This window comes from Haloferax massiliensis, assembly GCF_001368915.1.
Classification (GTDB): Archaea; Halobacteriota; Halobacteria; order Halobacteriales; family Haloferacaceae; genus Haloferax; species Haloferax massiliensis.
In genome coordinates this window covers 623,098-643,503 of record NZ_CSTE01000001.1, presented here as the reverse complement: position 1 = coordinate 643,503, position 20,406 = coordinate 623,098, and the positions used below count along the sequence as shown (strand labels likewise).

Sequence of the window (20,406 nt, the reverse complement as noted above, 5' to 3'; positions counted from 1 at the left end):
AAGAGTCGGACTTCGCGGACTTCGTTCTTCAGTTGTCGAACCGCGCCTGTACGAACGGCTGTGCGCTCTCGATGTCGCCGAGACGAGAGTCCGTCAGCAGAACGGCCTCGGTCTCGTCGATTGGGACCGAGAGGCTGATCTCCTTGGTTCGGCCGTACCGGCCCTTCGAGACGACGACGGCGTTGACGATGCCGAGCATGTCGAGTTCCGAGATGAGGTCGGTGACGCGACGCTGGGTCAGCACGTCGGCGTCGATCTCCTCGCAGAGGCGCTTGTAGATGTTGAACACCTCGCCGGTGTTGATGTTGCGGACGCCGTTTTTCTCCAGGAGGATGATGGCGAAGAGGACGATTTTCGACTGTGTGGGGAGAGTACGGACGACTTCGACCACTCGGTCGAGTTCGATTTTGTCCTGCGCCTGCCGGACGTGGGCCTCCTCGACGGTGTCGGCCTGCCCGCGCTCTGCGAGTTCGCCGGCCGTGCGGAGCAGGTCGAGGGCGCGCCGGGCGTCGCCGTGCTCCTGCGCGGCGAACGCGGCGCACAGCGGAATCACGTCGTCGGTGAGCGCGCCGGGCTTGAACGCCACGTCGGCGCGGTGCTGGAGGATGTCGCGGAGCTGGTTGGCGTCGTACGGCGGGAAGACGATTTCCTCCTCGCCGAGGCTCGATTTGACCCGGGGATCGAGGAAGTCGGTGAACTTCAGGTCGTTCGAGATACCCATGATTGAGATGCGGGAGTTGTCGAGTTCGGAGTTCATCCGCGAGAGGTTGTACAGCGTGTCGTCGCCCGACTTCTCGACCAGTTTGTCGATCTCGTCGAGCATGATGACGACCACGCGCTCTTTGTAGTCGACGGCGTCGAAGAACGTCGTGTAGACGCGGTCGGTCGGCCACCCGGTCATCGGCACCGTCTCCATCTCGTCGGCGTCGTCGTCGAGTTCCGCCGCGCGCTCGTCTAACTCGGCGATGGAGTCGTACGGCGTGTCGGCGAGGGCGTTGGGGTCTTCCGTCGCCCGCGTTCGCATCTCGTCGAGGCGCTCCTGTTCGGCCTCGATGCGCTCGACGTTCTTCTCAATGAACTTGTTCGCCAACTGCGCGAGCACGCGGTACTGCGTGTCGGTCACCTCGCAGTTGATGTACTCGACCTCGCAGGGAACGTCGTACTTCTGGGAGGTGGATTCGAGTTCCTGACTGACGAACTTCGCGCTCGCGGTCTTGCCGGTCCCGGTCTTCCCGTAGATGAGGATGTTCGACGGCGTCTCCCCGCGCAGGGCGGAGACGAGAATCGTCGCCATCTGGTTTATCTGGTCGGTCCGGTGGGGGAGTTCGTGCGGGGTGTACGACGGCCGGAGGACCTCCTTGTTCTCGAAAATCGGCTCGCCGGCGAGGAGGTCGTCGAACAGTCCCTTCGACCCCTCGTCGTCGTTGAGCACGACCTTGTCCAGACCGACGTCGGGGTCTTTGTGCTGGTCGAGGTCCTCGTCGGGCGCGTCGGCGTCGGGGCCGATGCTCGCCTGAATGTCGATGTCTTCGGGGGACACGTCGTCCCCGCCGTCCTCGGGGGATACGCTGTCTTCGGAGGATACGTCGTCCGCGACGGGAGAGCCGTCGGCAGACCCATCGCCGTCGGACGTGTCGGTACTCGGTACACCGGAGTCGGCGTCCGCGACTGTGTCGTCCGACGTGCTGTTCCCGGCTCCCTCTCGTGTGCCGTCTCGCGGATTCTCTTCCTCGTCCATCGTGAATACCCCTCTGTTTCAAGTGGAATTGTCGCCCCGAATCGGCGCATTGGGTGCGTGAAGCCGGAGATAGTCGGCATTTTCACATCACGCCGAAGAAGGCGATTCCAGATGATGCAAAGGAACCAAACGAACAGTCGGTACAAAAATCTTACTTCTCCGACTCGTCCGCCGTCGTTCGACCGGAACTCGGAGGGACAGGAGCGTTTCAACACGAACAACCACGATACCACGAACGTCTCCGAAACTATCAGACGTGACGGTTGTGGTGGAGTGGGTGGTCCGTTGGGTGACGGGAAACGAGTAGACGAATGCGCGGAGAGCGAGTAAGTAAACGCGCAGGGGCGACCAAGTGAACCCTCTTCGGAGTAATCGAGCGACCAGATGAAGAAGACGCGTGGGCGAAGTTGAGCAGTCGATCGAGAGTGGTCTCGAACCACGGCGGAGCGAACGAAGACGCGTCGAGTCGAAACGGGTCGAGCGCTCCGAGTTGCGCTCGGCTTCGACCGATAGTTCCGAGTTGAGTCCGCGGTCCACGCGAACCGACAATCGGAGGCAGTTCGAGTGGAACCCAGCACGGGGAGAGTGCCCGACGAGAAAAATCGGTTGTTCGAACCCCTCTGTTTCGTGTGGAAACGTCGAAAATGCGATTTCCCAGAAATCGGTCGATAGGACGTTTCTCGACTCTGTCTAACCCCTTCGTTTCCTGTGCAATTAAGTGGCGCTTTTCCAGTTCGACGGGAAACGCCTGGGTGGCGATTCCCCCACACCCCTTCGTTTCGGGTGGAACTGTGAATCGGTGGGGAGGGGGTCTCGGCGGTCATTGAATAGGGATGGTTTTATCATTGATAGATACTAACCAAATCCGTAGTAGATAGAAACCCGATATTATTACACCGGTCTAGGGTTCAATTAACATCCGACCGCCGTCTAGCGGTCCCCCCCACCCACCCCTTCGAGCCGTTCCACCCGAAACGAAGGGGTGGGGGTGTACCCACGCGAGTCGCTCGCGGCCACAGAACGTGTCAACCGTCTCGAATGGCAATCGCTACCGAGGAGGCGGGTTGTGTCGGGGTCGACGTGGCGTCTTCAGAGCCGGTCAGCACGATTCGAGAGATTCTCTGCGGATTCGAGATTCAGCGCTCGAAGTATGTTCGAACTACGCACGTGTACGCCCAAAGTAACAACCAAGAGAACGTGGTATCGATTTCTCCCGCCCTCGTTTCGGCTGTTCGACACACCGTAACCGAACGCCGGTCTCCCGATTGCACCGTTTGAGTCCGTCGAATCGGACTGACCGTCGTCGCCGACGTTCCTTTCTGTCGTTTTGTCGCCAACTTGACTGGTGTCTGACGTAGTGCTTAAGTGAGTCCGGTTGGGTGATACCTCCATACGCCCTCCACGACGCGTTCGGGAGGTGCGGGAGGCCCAGGATGGGACTGCTCACAGATTTAAGAGACAGCATCTCACGAGTCGTCGACCGGCTCTTTTCGGAGAGCGAGCCGAAGCGGATCGGTATATATGGCCCGCCCAACGCCGGGAAGACGACTCTCGCAAATCGCATCGCCCGTGACTGGACCGGTGACGCCATCGGTCCCGAGAGCCACATCCCTCACGAGACTCGCCGCGCCAGGCGGAAGGAGAACGTCGAGATCGAGCGGAACGGCAAGAAAGTCACCATCGACATCGTCGACACGCCGGGTGTCACGACGAAAGTCGATTACAAGGAGTTCCTCGAACACGACATGGAGAAGGACGACGCCGTCCGCCGGTCCCGCGAGGCGACCGAGGGGGTCGCCGAGGCCATGCACTGGCTCCGCGAGGACGTCGACGGCGTCATCTACGTGCTCGACAGCACGAAAGACCCGATATCGCAGGTCAACACGATGCTCATCGGCATCATCGAGAGCCAGGACCTGCCCGTGCTCATCTTCGCGAACAAGATCGACCTCGAAGAGTCGAACGTCGAGCGCATCGCGAACGCGTACCCACAGCACGAAACAGTCGAGTTGTCGGCGCTCGAAGGTGAGAACATGGACGAAGTGTACGCCAAAATCGCGGAGTACTTCGCGTGATTCACCATGCCTGAAGCAACCGCCTCCGACGACGGCACCGACGGGGTCCAGATAGACCTCTTCAGCGGGAATCGGATGGCAAACCTCACGAGCATGGAGAAGATTCGGCTCATCCTCGACGGCGTCCGCGACGGCAACATCGTCATCCTCGAAGAGGGTCTCTCGCCCGACGAGGAGTCGAAGCTCATCGAGGTCACGATGGCCGAGATAAGCCCCGACGAGTTCAATGGTATCGAAATCGAAACGTATCCGCGCTCGCAGACCGCAGACCAGAGCTTCCTCGACCGGCTCATGGGCCGACAGTCGACCCAGAAGCTCACCGTCATCGGACCCGCGAACCAGATTCAGACGCTCCACAAGGACGAGAACCTCATCAGCGCGCTCGTCTCGCGAAAATAGGGGGTCCAACGAACGCCCTCACGCGCCATCCGGCGCTACCATCCACCAATGCCACATCAATGCACCACGTGCGGTAAGGTGTTCCCCGATGGCTCGAAGGAGATGCTTTCGGGGTGCCCGAGCTGCGGCGGCAACAAGTTTCAGTTCAAGCCCGCGTCGAGCGGGAGCGCTCCCGCGAGCGCAAGCGATGACACGCCGTCGACGGGCGGCGCCGGAGCGCGGGACCTGACCTCCTCGGCGGCCGACGCCGTCCGAGACCGCGCGCAGCGGCAGTCCCATCCAGATTCGACCGACGAGGAGTCGATGACCGTCAGCGACTGGGCGAACGCGGACGCCGACGCCCCACAGCGAACCGAGACCGGCGACGCCGCCGGGTCGACCCGAAGCGAGCCGTCGCCGACCGACGCGGCCGACGCGACCGACGACCCCGAAACCAAACCCCGCGGTTGGGGCGAATGGCCGTCCGCGCCCGGGGAGTCACCGGGGGCAGACCCGCAGGAGCCCGAAGAGTCGCGGAACGAACCCCGAGGAGAGCCCGCGGCGGGTCACCCCGATAGCTCGCCGGACTCGGCCTCGCCCCCGAATCGCGCATCCGGTTCGATCAACGCGCGCGAGACGGACGAGGACAACTCCCAGAAGAGCGCCCGGAGCGACGTCGTCACGCCGGAAGAACTCGCTGCGGCCGACGCGAACCGACGCGGTTCGGCGGCCGAGACGCCGCCCGAAGCGCCGTCCGACCCCGGCGCGTCTTCCGACCCCGACGCGGCGGCCGGCCAGCCCGCCGACGCCGCACCCGCGGACGCGGACGGAACTGTCATCGAGCCGTCGTCCGACGACCGACCCAACTTGGACCAGCTCCGCGAGGAGCTCAACGACCAGTTCGAGAGCATCAAAATCGTCAACCCCGGTCAGTACGAACTCAACCTCATGGAGCTGTACGACCGCGACGAGTACATAATCTCACTCCGCGAGGACGGTCGGTACGTCATCGAGGTCCCGGACTCGTGGGGTCCCGGCAACCGCGAGGACTGAGCGCGGTTCTCGCGTCCGCCCGACTTCTCACCCCGCCGTTTTCGGTGGAACGCTGACCGTTCGGCCCCGTGCGTACGAGTCCAACCGTCGAATCGGCACAATCGTTATATACGATAGTTGAGAGTATATCTCCTTGGGGAAGCGCTATGTCCGATCCGCACAACGAAAAGGTCGCCGAGTGGGCGTCGCTCCTCGGAGCGTCGCTCCCGTCCGCGCGACCAGACGACCCCGACCTCGACACCGCCGACAGCGCGGGGTAACGACCGCCGCGGCGTCTCCCGGCGGACTCCTTTAGTTTCACCTCGCTCTGCGAACGCTTATCGGCGAGGGCGAGCAATCGTCACCGATGCCGGCCTCCGAGGACGTTGCGTACGTGGACCACCCGCTACTCGCGCCGTCGTTCATCGAGCGACGGCTCTATCAGATTCGCCTCGCCGGTACCGCGCGCAACGGCCACACGCTGGTCTGTCTCCCCACCGGCCTCGGGAAGACGACCGTCAGCCTGCTCGTCACCGCCCAGCGACTCCACGACGTGGGCGGGAAGTCGCTGTTTCTCGCGCCGACGAAGCCGCTCGTCCAGCAGCACGCCGACTTCTACCGCGAGGCGCTGAACGTCCCGGACGACGAAATCGTCGTTTTCACCGGCGACGTTCGGCCCGACGACCGGGCCGCGCTCTGGCAGGAGGCCCAGATAGTCATCGCCACGCCGCAGGTCATCGAAAACGACCTCATCGGCAACCGCATCTCGCTTCGGGACGTGACGCACCTCACCTTCGACGAGTGCCACCGCGCGAGCGGCGACTACGCCTACGTCTACATCGCCGAGCGCTACCACGCCGACGCCGAGAACCCGCTCGTCACGGGGATGAGCGCCTCGCCCGGCGGCGACGAGGAGGCCATCCTCGAAGTCTGTGAGAACCTCGGTATCGTCGACGTGGAGGTGATGACCGAGGAGGACGCCGACGTGTCGGAGTACACCCACGACACGGACGTGGAGTGGAACCGCATCCAGCTCCCCGACGAGATTCTGGAGATTCGCGACGCCCTCAACGAGGTCATCACCGACCGGCTGGAGAAGCTCAAGCAGTTGGGCGTCACCAAGTCGACGAAGCCCGATATCTCCCAGAAGAAGCTCAACCGGATGCGCGCGGAGCTCCAGCGGCTGATGAACGCCGACAAGTCGGAGGGCTACAAGGGCATGTCCACGCACGCGGAGGTGATGAAGCTCCGCCGGGCGGTCGAACTCGTCGAGACCCAGTCGGTCGAGTCGGTCCGGCGGTACTTCGAGCGCCAGCGCAACGCCGCCCGGTCGTCGGGCGCGTCGAAGGCGAGCCAGCGACTCGTCGCCGAACCGAAGGTCCGCGAGGCGATGCGGAAAGCCGAGTCGTTCGACGGCCTCCACCCGAAGTTCAGGAAGACGCGCATCCTCCTCGCCGAGACGCTCGGCATCCAGGACGGCGAGCGCGTCATCGTCTTCACCGAGTCCCGCGACACGGCCGAGGCGCTCACGGAGTTCCTCTCGGAGAGCTTCTCGGTCCGGCGGTTCGTCGGGCAGGGCGACCGCGAGGGCTCCGACGGAATGACGCAGAACGAACAGCAGGAGACCCTCGACAAGTTCCGAAACGGCGAGTTCGAGGTGCTCGTCTCGACCTCCGTCGCGGAGGAGGGGCTCGACGTGCCCGAGGTCGACCTCGTGCTCTTTTTCGAACCCGTGCCGACGGCCATCCGGTCCATCCAGCGGAAGGGCCGGACCGGTCGTCAGGCCGACGGTCGCGTGGTCGTCCTCCTCGCCGAGGACACCCGCGACGAGGCGTACTTCTGGATATCGCGCCGCCGCGAGAAGACGATGCAAAACGAGCTCCGGGACCTCAAGGGCGCGGCCGACGACCTCGAAGCCGAACTCGACCCCTCCCAGCGCGACCTCTCGGCGTTCGCGGGCGACGACGGCAGTTCCGCCGGGAACGGGGGGAGTTCCACCGGAAACGGGGGGGTTGACGACGCGGCCGAGGCCGGTGCGAACGAGGCGTCGGCCGCCGAATCGACCGCCGAATCGGCCGCCACGAACGGAGAGACCGCGACCGCCGCGGCGACCGACTCCGAGGGACAGTCCGGCCTCGCCGACTTCGGCCCCTCGGACGAGGAGTTGGCGCGGGCGGACGACGGCGACGAGGGCGACGATGGAAACGACAGCGGCGGCGACACGGACGAACCGGCCACCGTCGCCGCGGCGGGCACCGACGACGAGGACACCGTCGAAATCGTCGTCGACCAGCGCGAACTCGACTCCAACATCGCCCGCACCCTCTCGAAGCGCGAGGACCTGACGACCCGGTTGGAGACGCTCGCGGTCGGCGACTACGTCCTCTCGGACCGCGTCGCGGTCGAGCGAAAGAGCGTCTCGGACTTCCTCGACACGCTCACGGGCGGCGACCGGTCGATATTCGAGCAGATAGCGGACCTCACGCGCCACTACGCCCGGCCGCTTCTCGTCATCGAGGGGCGCGGCCTCTACGAGGAGCGCAACATCCACCCCGGCGCGATTCGGGGGGCGCTGTCGTCGGTCGCGGTCGACTTCAACGTGAGCGTGCTGTTCACCGAGGACGAAGACGACACCGCGGAGCTGCTGGCGACCATCGCCACCCGCGAGCAGACGGACCGCGAGCGCACCGTGAGCGTCCACGGCGGCAAGAGCGCGAAGACGCTCGACGAGCAACAGGAGTACGTCGTCTCCGCCATCGCGGACATCGGCCCGGTCACGGCGCGGACGCTGCTCGAAGCGTTCGGGAGCGTCGAGGCGGTGATGACCGCTAACGAGGACGACCTCAAAGAGGTCCGCGGGGTCGGCCAAGTCACCGCCGAGCGAATCCGCGAGGTCGTCGGGTCGGAGTACCGCTGAGCCGCGTTCACCGCCCGGAGCGCGTCAGGGAACGATAGTCACCGGAACGGCCTCGGCCCGAAGCACCGTCTCGGCGGCGCTCCCGAAGACGGTTCGCTCGACGATGCCGTCCTCGTGGTGGCCCATGACGACGTGGTCGAAGCCGCCGCGCTCGACGGTGTCGAGAATCTCCTCGCCGACGCGGTCGGCGGTCCACACGTCGACCGTGATGGTCGAGAGCTCCGGCTCGCCGCTGATTTCGCCCGCTTCGAGCCTGCCGCGCGCGTCGTCGAGAATCGCCGTCGTCGCGTCGGTCTGGCTGTTCGTGTAGTGGACGACGTGGAGGCTCCCGCCCATCCCGCCTATCATCTCGATAGCGAAGTCGAGCGCGCGCTTGCTGGCGTCGGTGCCGTCGATGGGGATGAGAACGTCCATACGAAACAGAGGGCCCGCGGGGCGGTAAGTTCTACCGCCCGGAGCGACAGTCGGCGCGAGGACGCGACGGCAGCCAGTCGGTTAGCGGTCGAGCGCCGAGATGGCCTCGGCGGCCTCGCGCGCGGCGGTCAGGTACTCGGTCGCCCGCCGCGGGTCGTCGGTCGACTCGGCGCGCTCGGCGGCCCACGTCAGCGTCCGCACGAGCGACGCGCGCGCGTCGGTGACGTCGCCTCCGACCCCGCGGGGCGCACGACGCTCGGTCGACCCCCGCTCGCTCGCGGTTCGCGCCGGCGTCGGCGACGCGGTCCGCCCGTTCGTCCCGGCCGCGTCGCGGCGCGCCTCGTCCGCGACGCGGGTTCCTCGGGCCGGTTCCGACTGCCGGGCTCCGACCTGCGGTCGCTCGGCTTCCGATGCCTCGGCGGTGACGCCCGCCGAAGCGTCCGCGTCGGCGCTCTCTGCGGCCTCGGCAACCCCGCTCGGTGCAGTCTCGGCCCCGGCGTCGACTCCACCTTCGCCCGCGTCGGCTTCGACGGCCGCCTCGGCGGCCCGCTCGGCGTCTTGGTCGGCGTTCGCCGCGGCCCCTCCCCCGGCCTGACAGGTCGGACAGAACACCTGTCCCTCGTAGCGGAACAGCGGGTCGCCGCAGTTGTCGCAGTGCTTGTTCGTCATCGTCGCGCCCTTGAGGAGCAACTCGCTCATCCGTTGGGTCGACTGCCGCTTCGTCTCGTCTCGCTCGTACTTCTCCCGAAGTCGCTGGCGCTCTGCTTCCTTGTCGAAGTCGCTCATGTGCGTGTGGACGCGACGTGCGTCGAAAAACCCCACGGCGTCGCTCGACCGGTTTCGGGACCGGCGGTCTCACCGGCTCTCGCACCCGACGACACCCCGCCGCTGTCACCCGAAATTCGACGACTGACGTACACGAAATCGACAGACTGCGCTACGGTGACCGTTCCGAAACGTTTACTCGGAATCCACAGCGTCGTTAATGTGGCATGACGAAAGTTAGCGTGATCGGTGCGGCCGGCACGGTCGGCGCCGCGGCTGGGTACAACCTCGCGCTTCGCGATGTCTGTGACGAACTCGTGTTCGTGGACATCCCGAAGATGGAAGACAAGACGGTCGGACAGGCGGCGGACACGAACCACGGCATCGCCTACGACTCCAACACGGTCGTGACGCAGGGCGGCTACGAGGACACCGCCGGCTCCGACGTGGTCGTCATCACGGCGGGCATCCCGCGCCAGCCGGGTCAGACCCGTATCGACCTCGCGGGCGACAACGCCCCCATCATGGACGACATCGGCTCCTCGCTCGCCGAGTACAACGACGACTTCGTCTCTATCACCACGTCGAACCCCGTCGACCTGCTCAACCGCCACCTCTACGAGACGGGCGAGCGCGACCGCCACAAGGTCATCGGCTTCGGCGGCCGCCTCGACTCCGCGCGCTTCCGCTACGTGCTGAGCCAGCGCTTCGACGTGCCCGTCAAGAACGTCGACGCGACCATCCTCGGCGAGCACGGCGACGCGCAGGTTCCGGTCTTCTCGAAGGTCCGCGTCGACGGCAACGACCCCGCCTTCTCCGCCGACGAGAAAGAGGAGATTCTCGGCGACCTCCAGGAGTCCGCCATGGACGTCATCGAGCGCAAGGGCGCGACCCAGTGGGGCCCGGCGACCGGCGTCGCCCACATGGTCGAGGCCGTCCTGCACGACACCGGCGAAGTGCTTCCCGGCTCGCTCGTCCTCGACGGCGAGTTCGGCTACGAGGACACCGCCTTCGGCGTCCCCGTCAAGCTCGGCTCGAACGGCATCGAGGAGGTCGTCGAGTGGGACCTCGACGACTACGAGGCCGACCTCATGGACGACGCGGCCGAGAAGCTCCGCGACCAGTACGACAAAATCGCGTAACTCGGTCCGATTCGCGGCGTACCGACTTTTTCCGGATCCGCGTCACCGTCCGCCGACACGCGTGTCTCCGCGGCGTCAACCGTTATCTCCTCGCCGACCGATAGTTCTCGTATGTCTACGGTTGGGGACGGTCCGGCGGAACCGAACGCGCGCGCCGAGCCGTTCGAGTCTCGCCGCGTCGTCGTCTTTCTCCTCGTCGCCTTCGGTCTCGCGGCGGCGACCGCGCTGGCCGTGTCTCTCACCGGCGGCCTGACGGACTCGCCGCCGGTCGCGTTCGGCCTCCCGCTTTGGCTCGTGCTCGTCAGCACGTGCTACATGTTCTCGCCGTCGGTCGCGAACGTCGTCACGCGACTCGTCACCGGGGAGGGATGGGCGAACCTGCGGATTCGCCCCGCGTTTCGGTCGAACCTCGGCACCTACCTCCTCGCGTGGCTCGTCCCCGGTCTCGTCGTCGCCGTCGGCGCGGCGCTGTTCTTCGCGCTCCTTCCGGCGTACTTCGACCCCGACGCGACGGCGCTCCGCGGGGTGCTCCCGCCGGGCGCGTCGCTCGAACTCGTCTTGGTGGCACAGGTCGCACAGGGGCTCGTCCTCGGCGCGACGGTGAACACCGTCTTCGCCTTCGGCGAGGAGTTCGGCTGGCGGGGGTACCTCCTGCAGAAGTTCCTCCCGCTCGGACCTCGCCGGGCGGTCCTCCTTCTGGGCGTCGTCTGGGGCGCGTGGCACTGGCCGCTCATCGCGCTCGGCTACAACTACGGCTTCGGCTACCCCGGCGCGCCGTGGACCGGCTTCCTGGCGATGGTCTGGATGACGACGGCCGTCGGGGTCTTCCTCGCGTGGGTCGCGCTCCGCGCCGACTCGGTGTGGCCCGCGGCGCTCGGCCACGGGATGTTTAACGCCTTCGCGGGCCTCGGGAGCATCTTCGCGGCGGCCGGCGCGCCGTCGTTACTCGGCCCGACCGCCGTCGGCGCGGTCGTCGTCGTTCCGTGGGTGGTCGTCGCCGGGGTGCTCGTGGTTCGCTCACCGGCGTTCGAGGCGTAGCCCCGTTCAGAGCCGCCGTTTCAGCTCCGCGGCCGTCTTCTCGCCGACGCCGGGCACGTCGGTCAAGTCCTCGACCGACGCCTCGCGCACCCCCTCGACGCTCCCGAACCGCGTGAGGAGCGCTCGGCGGGTCTTCTCGCCGACGCCCGGCACGTCGTCGAGGACGGTCTTCACCTCGTCGCGGAGCGTCTGGTGGTACTGGACGGCGAAGCGGTGGGCCTCGTCGCGGACGCGCTGGAGGACGTGCAGGTGCGGCGCGTCGTCCGGCCAGTCGAACGTCCGGTCGGGCGTGACGACCAGTTCGCGGTCCTTGGCGATGCCGACGGCGGGCACGTCCCAACCGGTCTCGTCGAGGGCGTCGAGCGCGGCGTTCAACTGTCCCTTGCCGCCGTCGATGAGGAGTAAGTCGGGGTCGGGCCGGTCGTCGCGGCCCTCCAGCGCGCGGGTCGCCCGCCAGCGGACGAGTTCGCGCATGTTCGCGTAGTCGTCGTTGCGCTCGGGGAGTCGCCGCCGCCGGTAGTCCGCGGTCTCGGCGCTCCCCTCGACGAAACACACGTCGCTGCCGACGACGGCCTTGCCCTGCGCGTGGCTCACGTCGAAGCCCTCGATGCGGGCGACGCGACGCACGTCGAGGTCGAGTTCGCGGGCGAGCGTGGCGAGGCCGTCGTCGCGGCCGGCGCGCCGGCGGGCGTTCTTCAGCGCGAGTTCGACCAGTTTCGCCTCGCGGCCCGCGCCGGGGACGCGCACGCCCACGCCCTCCGATTCGAGCCACGCGACCACGTCCTCGTCGTCGGGGCGCTCCGAGAGGACGACCGCGTCGGGGAGGTCGCGCTCGGCGTAGAACTGCGCGAGGAACGCCGAGAGGACGGCGGCCGTGCGGTCTTCGCCTTCCGGGGCGTCGAGGTGGTGGCGGGTCCGGTCGACCAACTGGCCGCGCTCGGCGTGGAGTCGGGCGACGGTCGCCGAATCGCCGCGGAGCGAGACGCCGAGCACGTCGATGGCGCGCTCGTCGGACTGCGACGAGACGGCGTCCTCGCCCGCGCCGTGGAACGACTCGACGGCCTCCAGTCGGTCGCGGAGGTTGGCGGCGCGCTCGAACTCCGCGTCCTGCGCGGCCGCCTCCATCTCCCGGCGGAGCGGGTCGGCGAGGACGCCCGTCTCGCCCTCGAAGAAGCGGATTGCCGACTCCACGTCCTCGCGGTAGTCCCGTTCTGCGATTTCGCCGGTACAGGGGGCCGTACACAGGCCCATCTCGTAGTCGAGACACGGCCGCGAGCGGTTCGCGTACTTGTGGTCCGAACAGCCGCGGAGGCCGTAGGTCTCCCGAATCGCCTTCACGACCGTCTCGACGCGACCCTTGTCGGTGTACGGCCCGAAGACGGTCGCCGAGTCCTCGGGGTCGCGCGTGACCTCGACCCGCGGGACCGCGTGGGCCGTCAGTTGGACCAGCGGGTAGGACTTGTCGTCTTTCAGGCGGACGTTGTAACGCGGCTGGTGGCGCTTGACGAGGTTGGCTTCGAGGAGCAGCGCCTGCGTCTCAGTGTCGGTAACGGCGAAGTCGATGTGCTCCGCGCGGGCGACCATCCGGGAGATGCGCTCCGACCGGGGGTCCGCGTACGACCGAACCCGCGCGCGGATGTCGACCGCCTTCCCGACGTACAGCACCGCGTCGCCGGCGACGAACTGGTAGACGCCGGGGTCCGAGGGAAGCGCGCTGGCTCGTTCGCTGACCGCGGCAGGGTCCATCTGGGGTGGCTTACCGCGCGAAGGGCTTGAGGCTAACGCGTCGGGCGCAGCGCCGCCTCGCGGTCTTCTAATTATTCACTTTGATAATCTGCTCGAAAGATACTCCTGTGATGCTCTGAAACGTGGCCTCTAATGTCACTTGGTATACTATCTCGCGCCCGCTCGTGGTTCGGTGCGAAGACGCCGTTACCGGACGGCGGAATCGTCGCCGGCTCCGCCGCCGACGCGCCCGACCTGAACGTCGACGACGACGTACTTCTCGACGGCGTCGGGCTTCCGGCGTTCGTCCTCGACGAACAGGGTCGCATCGCGGCGTGGAACTCGGGCGTCGAGTCTTTGACCGGCACGTCCGCCGACGCCGCGCTCGGTCGCCGCGACCTCGGTGAGACCTTCTACGGCGACGCCGCGGCCCGCGTGCTCGCGGGGCAGGTCCTCGACAACCCCCGCGACGCCGCGTCGCTCGACGGCGTGGAGCTCGACGACTCCGACCGCCTGCTCTACGCGACCGAAGAGACGTTCACGGACGCGAACGGCGACGACTGCCACGCCCGACACACGGCGATGCCGCTCTACGAGGGCGGCGAGCTCGTCGGCGTCCTCCAGACCGTCCGCAACCGGACGACGGAGGTCGAGCGCCACCGCGAGGTCGCCGCACTCGTCTCCGAGGTCGAGTCGACGCTGACCCAACTGAGCCGGGGCAACCTCGACGCGCGGGCGACGATAGACGAACGCGGCACCGTCGACGACCAACTCTATCTCGTCGTCGACGCGGTCAACGAGACGGCGCGGAACCTCTCGACGCTGGCGTCGAACGTCGAAGACGAGACGGAGACGGCGACCGCGGCGGTCACGCGGGCCGCGTCGGCGGCCGACGCCATCGTCGAGAACGTCGAGGAACAGCGCGACCTCCTCGACGAGGGCGCGACCCAGATGCAGCAGTTCAGCGCGACGATGGAGGAGGTCGCCGCCACCGCCGACGAGGTCGACACCGCGGCGACCGAGGCGCGGCAGGCGACCGCCGAGGGCCGCGAGGCCAACAGCGAGGCGCGAGAGGCGACCGAGAGCGTCGTCACGATGGGCGACGAACTCGTCGACCGCGTGACCGAACTCGGCGGCCGCATGGACGACATCGAGGCGGTCGTGGAGGTCATCTCCGAGGTGGCCGAACAGACGAACCTGCTCGCGCTCAACGCGAACATCGAGGCCGCCCGCGCCGGCGAGGACGGCGACGGGTTCGCCGTCGTCGCCGAGGAGGTGAAGTCGCTCGCCGACGAGACGCGCCAGCACACGGAAGACATCACCGCGCAGATAGAGAACATCCAGTCGCAGACCGGCGAGGCGGTCCACGCGGCGACGGAGTCGAACGACCGCATCGAGCACGCCGACGAGCGCATCTCCGAGATGCTGGCGGCGTTCGAGGAGATCGCTGCATCCATCGACACCGCCGCGGACGGCGTCGCCGAGGTCTCCCGCGCGACCGACGAGCAGGCCGAGGCGGTCGAGGAACTGACCGCGACAATCGAGGACGTGCGCGACCGGACCGTCGAGACCGAGGGCGCGGTCGACAGCATCGTCACCGCGACAGACGAGAGCACGCAGGCGCTGTCGTCGCTCGCCACCGAGGTCGAGGAACTGACGGGGAACCAATCGGCTCCCTGATGCGAGGCTGACGACGCTCGTTTCAGGCGACGCCGGCGAGGAGGTTCCCGACCGCGTAGGCGACCGTGGCGGCCGCCATTCCGACGACGAACATCTCGACCCCGTTGGCGAGCCACGAGCGGTTCGTCACGAGGCTCCGACTCGCGCCGACGGCGAAGAACGCCGCGGCGGTGACGGCGATGGAGACGGGAAACAGCGGTTCGACCCGGAGCACGTACGGAAACAGCGGTTCGACCCGGAGCACGTACGGAAACAGCGGGGCCCACCCGGCGACGATGAAGGCGGCGAACGTCGCGGCGGCGGTTCTGACGGGCGTTTTCCCGTCGGTCCGGGCGTGGCCGTCGCCGCGGGCGTCGTGGTAGTCCTCCTCCGAGCGCTCGGCGAGGTAGTTGCTCATCCCCATCGAGAAGCCGTCGGCGAAGAGGTTGGCGAACCCGAGGACGATGACGATGCCCGGACTCAGCGACGCGCCCGCGACGCCGGCGACGACGGCGAACGTCGTGACGATGCCGTCGTTCGCGCCGTAGATGAGTTCGGGGAGGTATCGGCCCGACGACTCCACGTCGTCGCCCAGCAGCGTCTCCAACATGCCGGAATCGTACGCTCGCGGCGCGAATAAACGGCGGGGGCGCCGTGGCCGCGTCGCGTCGCGCCGCTCCCGCCGATTCGATGCCGGCACGCGTAAGGGTGCCCCGACCGAACCACGGCCCATGAGCGACGACGACACGACGCGGCTCTGGCTGGTCGAGCGGTCCTACGACGACCGGGACCTCATCATCCTCATCTACGCGACGCCGGACGGCGAGTACGAACTCCGGAAGGAGCTCGCCGCGGCCGTGATGCACCAGCGCCGGATGACCGTGACCGCCGCCATCGACGCGCCGACGGAGAACCTCGAACCCGTGGCCGACGACGACCTGCGCGAGCGGTACGCGACGGAGGCGACGAAGATGGCCGACTCCCACGAGCCCGACGACGAGGTCTGAGCCGACGAGGGGTCCGAGCCGCCCGACGGCGGCGAGGTGAGTGTCCGGCGACCGCCGATTTCGACCCGGAATGTTATCGCCCGTGATTTTCGCACCTAAAACACTTTAAGGCAGTGCGACGCAGGCCCGCCCATGGCCGCCATCGAACTGAACGGGGTGACGAAACGGTTCGAAGACGACGAGGGACTGTTCGATTCCCTCCTCCCGTCGTCCGAACCCGACACCGTCACCGCCGTCGACGACCTCTCGTTTTCCGTCGCTGAGGGGGAGGTCTTCGGGTTCCTCGGTCCCAACGGTGCCGGAAAATCGACGACGATCAACATGCTTCTCGACTTCGCCCGCCCGACGAGCGGGTCCGTCCGCGTGCTCGGACACGACGCGCAGGCCGAGAGCGTGGCCGTCCGGCGTCGGACCGGCGTGCTCCCCGAGGGCTACGAGGTGTACGACCGACTCACCGGGCGCGAACACGTCGAGTTCGCCATCGAGTCCAAGGAAGCCGACGACGACCCCGACGAACTGCTCTCCCGCGTCGGCTTAGACGCCGACGAGGCCGCCCGCCGCGCCGGCGGCTACTCCAAGGGGATGTCCCAGCGCCTCGCGCTCGCGATGGCGCTCGCCGGCAGTCCCGACCTCCTCGTCCTCGACGAGCCCTCCTCCGGGCTCGACCCCGCCGGCGCGCGCGAGATGCGCGACATCGTCCGCGCCGAGGCCGACCGCGGCGCGACGGTGTTCTTCTCCAGCCACGTGCTCGGACAGGTCGAAGCGGTCTGTGACCGCGTCGGCATCATGCGCGACGGCGAACTCATCGCCGAGGACACCATCGAGGGCCTCCGCGACCGCGTCGACGCCGAGGCGACTCTCCGCATCGACGTCGACGGCGACGCCGACCTCGACGCGGTCCGAGCGCTCGACGGCGTCTCCTCGGTCGAGACCGACGGCGACCGCCTCGTCGTCGGCTGTACCGACGACGCGAAGACGCGCGTCATCGAGGCCGTCGAGGCCGGCGGCGCGACCGTCGCCGACTTCGAGACCGACTCGGCGTCGCTCGAAGACATCTTCCTCGCGTACACCGAGGGCGACGACTCGGCCGACGAACCGGAGGTGGCGGCGTGACGCTCGAATCCGTCGCGCGCAAGGACTTCCGCGACGCCCTCCGGTCGCGGTGGCTCCTCGGCCTGACGCTGTTTTTCGCCCTCCTCATCGGCGGGTCGACGGCGCTGTTCTACGGCGTCCTGCTCTCCGGCGCGGGCGCGAACTCCGAGACGCTGTTCGGCCTCACCACCGCGCCGGGCGGGCTGTTCAACTTCTCGTACGCGGGTATGCTCGGGTTCGTCCTCGCGCTCATCGCGCTCGTGACGGCCCACGGCTCGCTCATCGACGAGCGCGAGTCGGGCACCATCAAGCTCCTGCTGTCGCTTCCGAACTCCCGGCGCGACGTGGTGTTCGGAAAGCTCGTCGGCCGCACGCTCGTCGTCATCATCTCGATGCTCGTCGGCTTCGTCGTCGCCCTCTTTGCGATGCTGTTCACCGGCGGGCAGGTCATGTTCGTCTCCTACGCGGGACAGGTGGCCCTCTCGGGACTCCTCGCCACGGCGTTCGTCTCCATCGGCGTCTGGCTCTCGGCGACCTCGGCCTCCCAGCGGCAGGCGCTGTTCGGCACCGTCGGGCTGTACTTCATCTTCGCCGTCCTCTGGTCGACGGTCGCCACGGGCGTCCCGCGGCTCGTCAACTGGGTCGTCGAACAGCTCGGTCTCACCGCACTGACCGCGCCGCAAATCGTCCAGATGAGACTGTTCATCAAGTATCTGAACCCGCTTCGGGCCTACGAGACGCTGGTCGCGGAACTGTACGGCCCCGCGGTCGCCGCCCGCCTGTTCAAGGCCGGTCTCGGCGAGCAACTCGTGATCCAATCGACGTTCAATGAGTCGCTTCCGTTCTACTTCACCGGGCCGTTCATCCTCGCCATCCTCCTCGCGTGGATTGTCGTCCCGCCGCTGCTCGGCTACCGGGCGTTCGAGAAGACGGACCTCTGAGGCGGTCGCGCCAGCACCGCCTCGGCGACGCCGACTGTTTTACTCCGGCGGGTACGCCACGCCGCGCTCAGCGAGCAGGTCCTCGAACTCGGTTTCCGCGAGCGTCGGCACGTCGTTCGCCTCGGCGTCGTCGCGCTTCGACTGGCCGGGGTTCTCGCCGACGACGAGGTAGTCGGTGTTGCCCGAGACGGACCCCGTGACGTTGCCGCCGTGCGATTCGACGAGCTCTTTCACGTCACCTCTGCTGACGGCGAGCGTCCCGGTCACGACGAACGTCAGGCCGTCGAGTTCGTCGCCGCCGGATTCGACGGGTTCGGGGTCGACGCCGCGGTCGAGGAGCGCGCGAATCACGGCGCGGTTGTCCGCGTTCTCGAAGAAGTCGCGGACGCGACGCGCCACCGTCCCGCCCACGTCGGGCACCGTCGTCAGGCGGTCTTCGAACGCATCGAACTCGCCTTCCTCGGCGTCGGCCTCGATGGGGAACGCCCCGATTTCGCCGAACTCGCGGGCGAGGCCGCGGGCGGTCGCCTCGCCCACTTCGGGGATGCTCAGCCCGACGAGAAACGAGTCGAGCGACGGATGCTTGGCGTTCTCGACGGCGGCCACGAGGTTCTCGGCGCTCGTCTCGCCCCACCCCTCCAACTCGGCGAGGTCGTCGGCCGTCAGGTCGTAGAGGTCGGCGACCGTCTCGACGAGGCCCGCGTCGACGAGTTGGGCGACGCGCTCCTCGCCGAGGCCGTCGATGTCCATCGCGCCCTTGACCGCGAAGTGGCCGATGGAGGCCTCCCGCTGGGCCGGGCACGACAGCCCGCCCGAGCAGAACGCCAGCGGGCCGTCGCGGTCCACCGCGCTCCCGCAGACGGGACACTCGTCGGGGAACTCGTAGCTTCCGCCGCCGTCTTCGGTGACCTCGACCACCTGCGGAATCACGTCGCCGGCGCGCTTGACGCGGACGCGGTCGCCGACCGCGACGCCGAGGGCGGCTATCTCGTCGGGGTTGTGGAGCGTCGCCCGCGAGACCGTCACGCCGCCCACGTCCACGGGGTCGAGGATGGCGACCGGCGTGAGCCGCCCCGTCCGCCCGACCTGCACGACGATGTCGCGGACGGTCGTCACCTCGTGGCGCGCGGGGAACTTGTAGGCGAACGCCCAGCGGACCGAGCGGCTCTTTTCGCCCAACTGCTCGCGGGCCTCCCGCGAGTCCACCTTGATGACCGTCCCGTCGATTTCGTAGTCGAGGTCGTCGCGGGCGGCCTGCATCCGGTCGCGGTAGTCGATGGCCCCCTCAACGTCCGCGGCGCGCTCGATGCGGTCGGCGACGCGGAGGCCCCACTCGCGCAGGCGGTCGAGCGCCGCCCACTGGCTGTCGGGGCGCGCGCTCGCGTCGAGGATGTCGTAGAAGAACACCGCGAGCGGGCGGTCGGCGACGACCGAGGGGTCGAGGTTGCGGAGCGTCCCGGCGGCCGCGTTCCGGGGGTTGGCGAAGGCGTCCTCGCCGGCCTCGACGCGCCGGGCGTTGAGGTCGCTGAAGTCGGACTTCGGCATGTAAATCTCGCCGCGGACGGCGAGTCGGTCCGGGTGGTCGCCGCGGAGCGACAGCGGGACGGTCGGAATCGTCTTCACCTGCGCGCTCACGTCGTCGCCGCGCCGGCCGTCGCCGCGGGTGGCCGCGCGGACGAACTCGCCGTCCTCGTAGACGACTTCGACCGAGAGGCCGTCGAACTTGGGTTCGCAGACGTAGTCGACGTCGCCGACCTCGCGGCGGACCCGCTCGTCGAACTCGCGGAGGTCGGCGGCCTCGGTGCTCTGGTCGATAGAGAGCATGGGCGCGACGTGCTCGACCGTCTCCAGCGCGTCGATGGGTTCGCCGCCGACGCGGTTCGTCGGGCTGTTGGTCGTGTCGAGGTCGAACGCGCCTTCGAGCGCGACCAGCCGGGAGAACAGCGCGTCGTAGGCCGCGTCGGAGACGAGCGGGTCGGCCGCGACGTAGTAGCGGTGGTCGTGTTCGCGGACGGCCTCGCGGAGGAGCGCGGCCTGCTCCTCGGCCGCCTCGCGCGAGAGCGACTCGGCGGGCTCGAACTCGGTCGGCGGGTCGCGGAGATAGGGGTTCGACTCGGCGTCGACATCGGCGTCGCTCATTGGTTCGGGTGTCGGCCGGACGGCGGGTAAACGCTCCGGGGTGGTGGCGGGTCGGCCGGTGCGGCCGGCGGCGACGGCTCGTGCCGACCCGCGTCACGCGAACAGGTAGGCGACCCCGAGCGCGGACATGAAGGCGCCGACGAACCGCGTGAGCGTCACGTTCCACTCGGCGGGTTCGACCTCGTCTTTGGGTGTTTTGCTCCCGATGGCGTCGACCCGCTCGCCGAGTTTCGACACGCGGTAGGGGAACGCCGCCGCGGGGAGGCCGACGGCGAGGAAGACGGCGGCGACGAGGAGGAAGTCTCCGGCCATGGAACCGGTCCACGGCCTCGGAGAATAAGGGT

At 67.8% G+C, this 20,406-nt stretch carries 17 protein-coding genes; 10 read left to right on the top strand and 7 right to left on the bottom strand.

Annotated elements, in window-relative coordinates; genetic code table 11:
• Window positions 1–28: 28 nt before the first annotated feature.
• A complete protein-coding gene (locus BN996_RS03085) occupies window positions 29–1,738 on the bottom strand; it encodes a Cdc6/Cdc18 family protein (protein WP_089777122.1) in 1,710 nt (569 codons plus the stop codon).
• 1,433 nt (window positions 1,739–3,171) lie between these two features.
• Between BN996_RS03085 and BN996_RS03075 the strand changes: the two genes are divergently transcribed.
• The 4 genes from BN996_RS03075 (at window position 3,172) to BN996_RS03060 (ending at window position 8,140) form a co-directional block, all read left to right on the top strand.
• Entirely contained in the window at window positions 3,172–3,813 is a 642-nt protein-coding gene (locus BN996_RS03075; protein ID WP_042663592.1) for an Era-like GTP-binding protein, read from the top strand.
• Window positions 3,814–3,819: 6 nt separating this feature from the next.
• Window positions 3,820–4,212 carry a DUF2073 domain-containing protein gene (locus BN996_RS03070; RefSeq protein WP_042663591.1) on the top strand — a complete coding sequence of 131 codons (393 nt, stop codon included), beginning with the start codon at window positions 3,820–3,822 and terminating at the stop codon, window positions 4,210–4,212.
• Window positions 4,213–4,260: 48 nt separating this feature from the next.
• On the top strand, window positions 4,261–5,244 hold the full coding sequence (locus BN996_RS03065) for an OapC/ArvC family zinc-ribbon domain-containing protein (protein WP_089777120.1): 984 nt from the start codon (window positions 4,261–4,263) through the stop codon (window positions 5,242–5,244).
• 346 nt (window positions 5,245–5,590) lie between these two features.
• A complete protein-coding gene (locus BN996_RS03060; protein WP_089777119.1) occupies window positions 5,591–8,140 on the top strand; it encodes a DEAD/DEAH box helicase in 2,550 nt (849 codons plus the stop codon).
• A 24-nt stretch (window positions 8,141–8,164) separates the two neighbouring features.
• Here BN996_RS03060 and BN996_RS03055 read toward each other — a convergent pair whose 3' ends face one another.
• Together BN996_RS03055 and BN996_RS03050 are read right to left on the bottom strand one after the other, a co-directional pair.
• Window positions 8,165–8,554: a universal stress protein gene (locus tag BN996_RS03055; protein WP_089777118.1), complete on the bottom strand. Its 390-nt coding sequence runs from the start codon at window positions 8,552–8,554 to the stop codon at window positions 8,165–8,167.
• An 81-nt stretch (window positions 8,555–8,635) separates the two neighbouring features.
• Window positions 8,636–9,340, bottom strand: a complete 705-nt coding sequence (locus BN996_RS03050; RefSeq protein WP_089777117.1) for an Sjogren's syndrome/scleroderma autoantigen 1 family protein — start codon at window positions 9,338–9,340, stop codon at window positions 8,636–8,638.
• Window positions 9,341–9,546: 206 nt separating this feature from the next.
• On the opposite strand from BN996_RS03050, the gene mdh reads away from it, so the two are divergent.
• Window positions 9,547–10,461, top strand: coding sequence for a malate dehydrogenase (gene mdh, locus BN996_RS03045; RefSeq protein ID WP_089777116.1), 915 nt, complete (start codon window positions 9,547–9,549; stop codon window positions 10,459–10,461).
• A 111-nt stretch (window positions 10,462–10,572) separates the two neighbouring features.
• Entirely contained in the window at window positions 10,573–11,499 is a 927-nt protein-coding gene (locus tag BN996_RS03040) for a CPBP family intramembrane glutamic endopeptidase (protein WP_089777115.1), read from the top strand.
• 6 nt (window positions 11,500–11,505) lie between these two features.
• Here the strand turns inward: BN996_RS03040 and BN996_RS03035 are convergent, their stop codons facing one another.
• Window positions 11,506–13,245: an excinuclease ABC subunit C gene (locus BN996_RS03035; RefSeq protein WP_089777114.1), complete on the bottom strand. Its 1,740-nt coding sequence runs from the start codon at window positions 13,243–13,245 to the stop codon at window positions 11,506–11,508.
• Window positions 13,246–13,377: 132 nt separating this feature from the next.
• Here BN996_RS03035 and BN996_RS03030 point away from each other — a divergent pair, with 132 nt between their 5' ends.
• A complete protein-coding gene (locus BN996_RS03030; protein WP_089777113.1) occupies window positions 13,378–14,904 on the top strand; it encodes a methyl-accepting chemotaxis protein in 1,527 nt (508 codons plus the stop codon).
• A 22-nt stretch (window positions 14,905–14,926) separates the two neighbouring features.
• Here BN996_RS03030 and BN996_RS03025 read toward each other — a convergent pair whose 3' ends face one another.
• The gene (locus BN996_RS03025; RefSeq protein ID WP_089777112.1) at window positions 14,927–15,493 is read right to left on the bottom strand and encodes a VIT1/CCC1 transporter family protein; all 567 of its coding nucleotides are present in this window, start codon (window positions 15,491–15,493) and stop codon (window positions 14,927–14,929) included.
• Between the two features lie 121 nt (window positions 15,494–15,614).
• Here BN996_RS03025 and BN996_RS03020 point away from each other — a divergent pair, with 121 nt between their 5' ends.
• The 3 genes from BN996_RS03020 to BN996_RS03010 all read left to right on the top strand — a co-directional run bounded on the left by BN996_RS03020 (window position 15,615) and on the right by BN996_RS03010 (window position 17,923).
• Window positions 15,615–15,890, top strand: a complete 276-nt coding sequence (locus tag BN996_RS03020; protein WP_007274665.1) for a DUF7967 family protein — start codon at window positions 15,615–15,617, stop codon at window positions 15,888–15,890.
• A 132-nt stretch (window positions 15,891–16,022) separates the two neighbouring features.
• Complete coding sequence (locus BN996_RS03015) at window positions 16,023–17,003, top strand: ABC transporter ATP-binding protein (protein ID WP_089777111.1); 981 nt, start codon at window positions 16,023–16,025, stop codon at window positions 17,001–17,003.
• Entirely contained in the window at window positions 17,000–17,923 is a 924-nt protein-coding gene (locus BN996_RS03010) for an ABC transporter permease (RefSeq protein WP_089777110.1), read from the top strand. The genes BN996_RS03015 and BN996_RS03010 overlap by 4 nt, the downstream gene beginning before the upstream one ends.
• Before the next feature lie 39 nt (window positions 17,924–17,962).
• On the opposite strand, the gene ligA is transcribed toward BN996_RS03010, so the two are convergent.
• Window positions 17,963–20,062, bottom strand: a complete 2,100-nt coding sequence (gene ligA / locus BN996_RS03005; RefSeq protein ID WP_089777109.1) for an NAD-dependent DNA ligase LigA — start codon at window positions 20,060–20,062, stop codon at window positions 17,963–17,965.
• Between the two features lie 93 nt (window positions 20,063–20,155).
• Window positions 20,156–20,374: a DUF6199 family natural product biosynthesis protein gene (locus BN996_RS03000; RefSeq protein WP_089777108.1), complete on the bottom strand. Its 219-nt coding sequence runs from the start codon at window positions 20,372–20,374 to the stop codon at window positions 20,156–20,158.
• Between the last annotated feature and the right edge of the window lie 32 nt (window positions 20,375–20,406).

Coding starts and splice junctions, on each gene's coding strand:
- BN996_RS03085 (WP_089777122.1), bottom strand. CDS start 1,738: ATGGACGAGGAAGAGAATCCGCGAGACGGCACACGAGAGGGAGCCGGG.
- BN996_RS03075 (WP_042663592.1), top strand. CDS start 3,172: ATGGGACTGCTCACAGATTTAAGAGACAGCATCTCACGAGTCGTCGAC.
- BN996_RS03070 (WP_042663591.1), top strand. CDS start 3,820: ATGCCTGAAGCAACCGCCTCCGACGACGGCACCGACGGGGTCCAGATA.
- BN996_RS03065 (WP_089777120.1), top strand. CDS start 4,261: ATGCCACATCAATGCACCACGTGCGGTAAGGTGTTCCCCGATGGCTCG.
- BN996_RS03060 (WP_089777119.1), top strand. CDS start 5,591: ATGCCGGCCTCCGAGGACGTTGCGTACGTGGACCACCCGCTACTCGCG.
- BN996_RS03055 (WP_089777118.1), bottom strand. CDS start 8,554: ATGGACGTTCTCATCCCCATCGACGGCACCGACGCCAGCAAGCGCGCG.
- BN996_RS03050 (WP_089777117.1), bottom strand. CDS start 9,340: ATGAGCGACTTCGACAAGGAAGCAGAGCGCCAGCGACTTCGGGAGAAG.
- mdh (WP_089777116.1), top strand. CDS start 9,547: ATGACGAAAGTTAGCGTGATCGGTGCGGCCGGCACGGTCGGCGCCGCG.
- BN996_RS03040 (WP_089777115.1), top strand. CDS start 10,573: ATGTCTACGGTTGGGGACGGTCCGGCGGAACCGAACGCGCGCGCCGAG.
- BN996_RS03035 (WP_089777114.1), bottom strand. CDS start 13,245: ATGGACCCTGCCGCGGTCAGCGAACGAGCCAGCGCGCTTCCCTCGGAC.
- BN996_RS03030 (WP_089777113.1), top strand. CDS start 13,378: ATGTCACTTGGTATACTATCTCGCGCCCGCTCGTGGTTCGGTGCGAAG.
- BN996_RS03025 (WP_089777112.1), bottom strand. CDS start 15,493: ATGTTGGAGACGCTGCTGGGCGACGACGTGGAGTCGTCGGGCCGATAC.
- BN996_RS03020 (WP_007274665.1), top strand. CDS start 15,615: ATGAGCGACGACGACACGACGCGGCTCTGGCTGGTCGAGCGGTCCTAC.
- BN996_RS03015 (WP_089777111.1), top strand. CDS start 16,023: ATGGCCGCCATCGAACTGAACGGGGTGACGAAACGGTTCGAAGACGAC.
- ligA (WP_089777109.1), bottom strand. CDS start 20,062: ATGAGCGACGCCGATGTCGACGCCGAGTCGAACCCCTATCTCCGCGAC.
- BN996_RS03000 (WP_089777108.1), bottom strand. CDS start 20,374: ATGGCCGGAGACTTCCTCCTCGTCGCCGCCGTCTTCCTCGCCGTCGGC.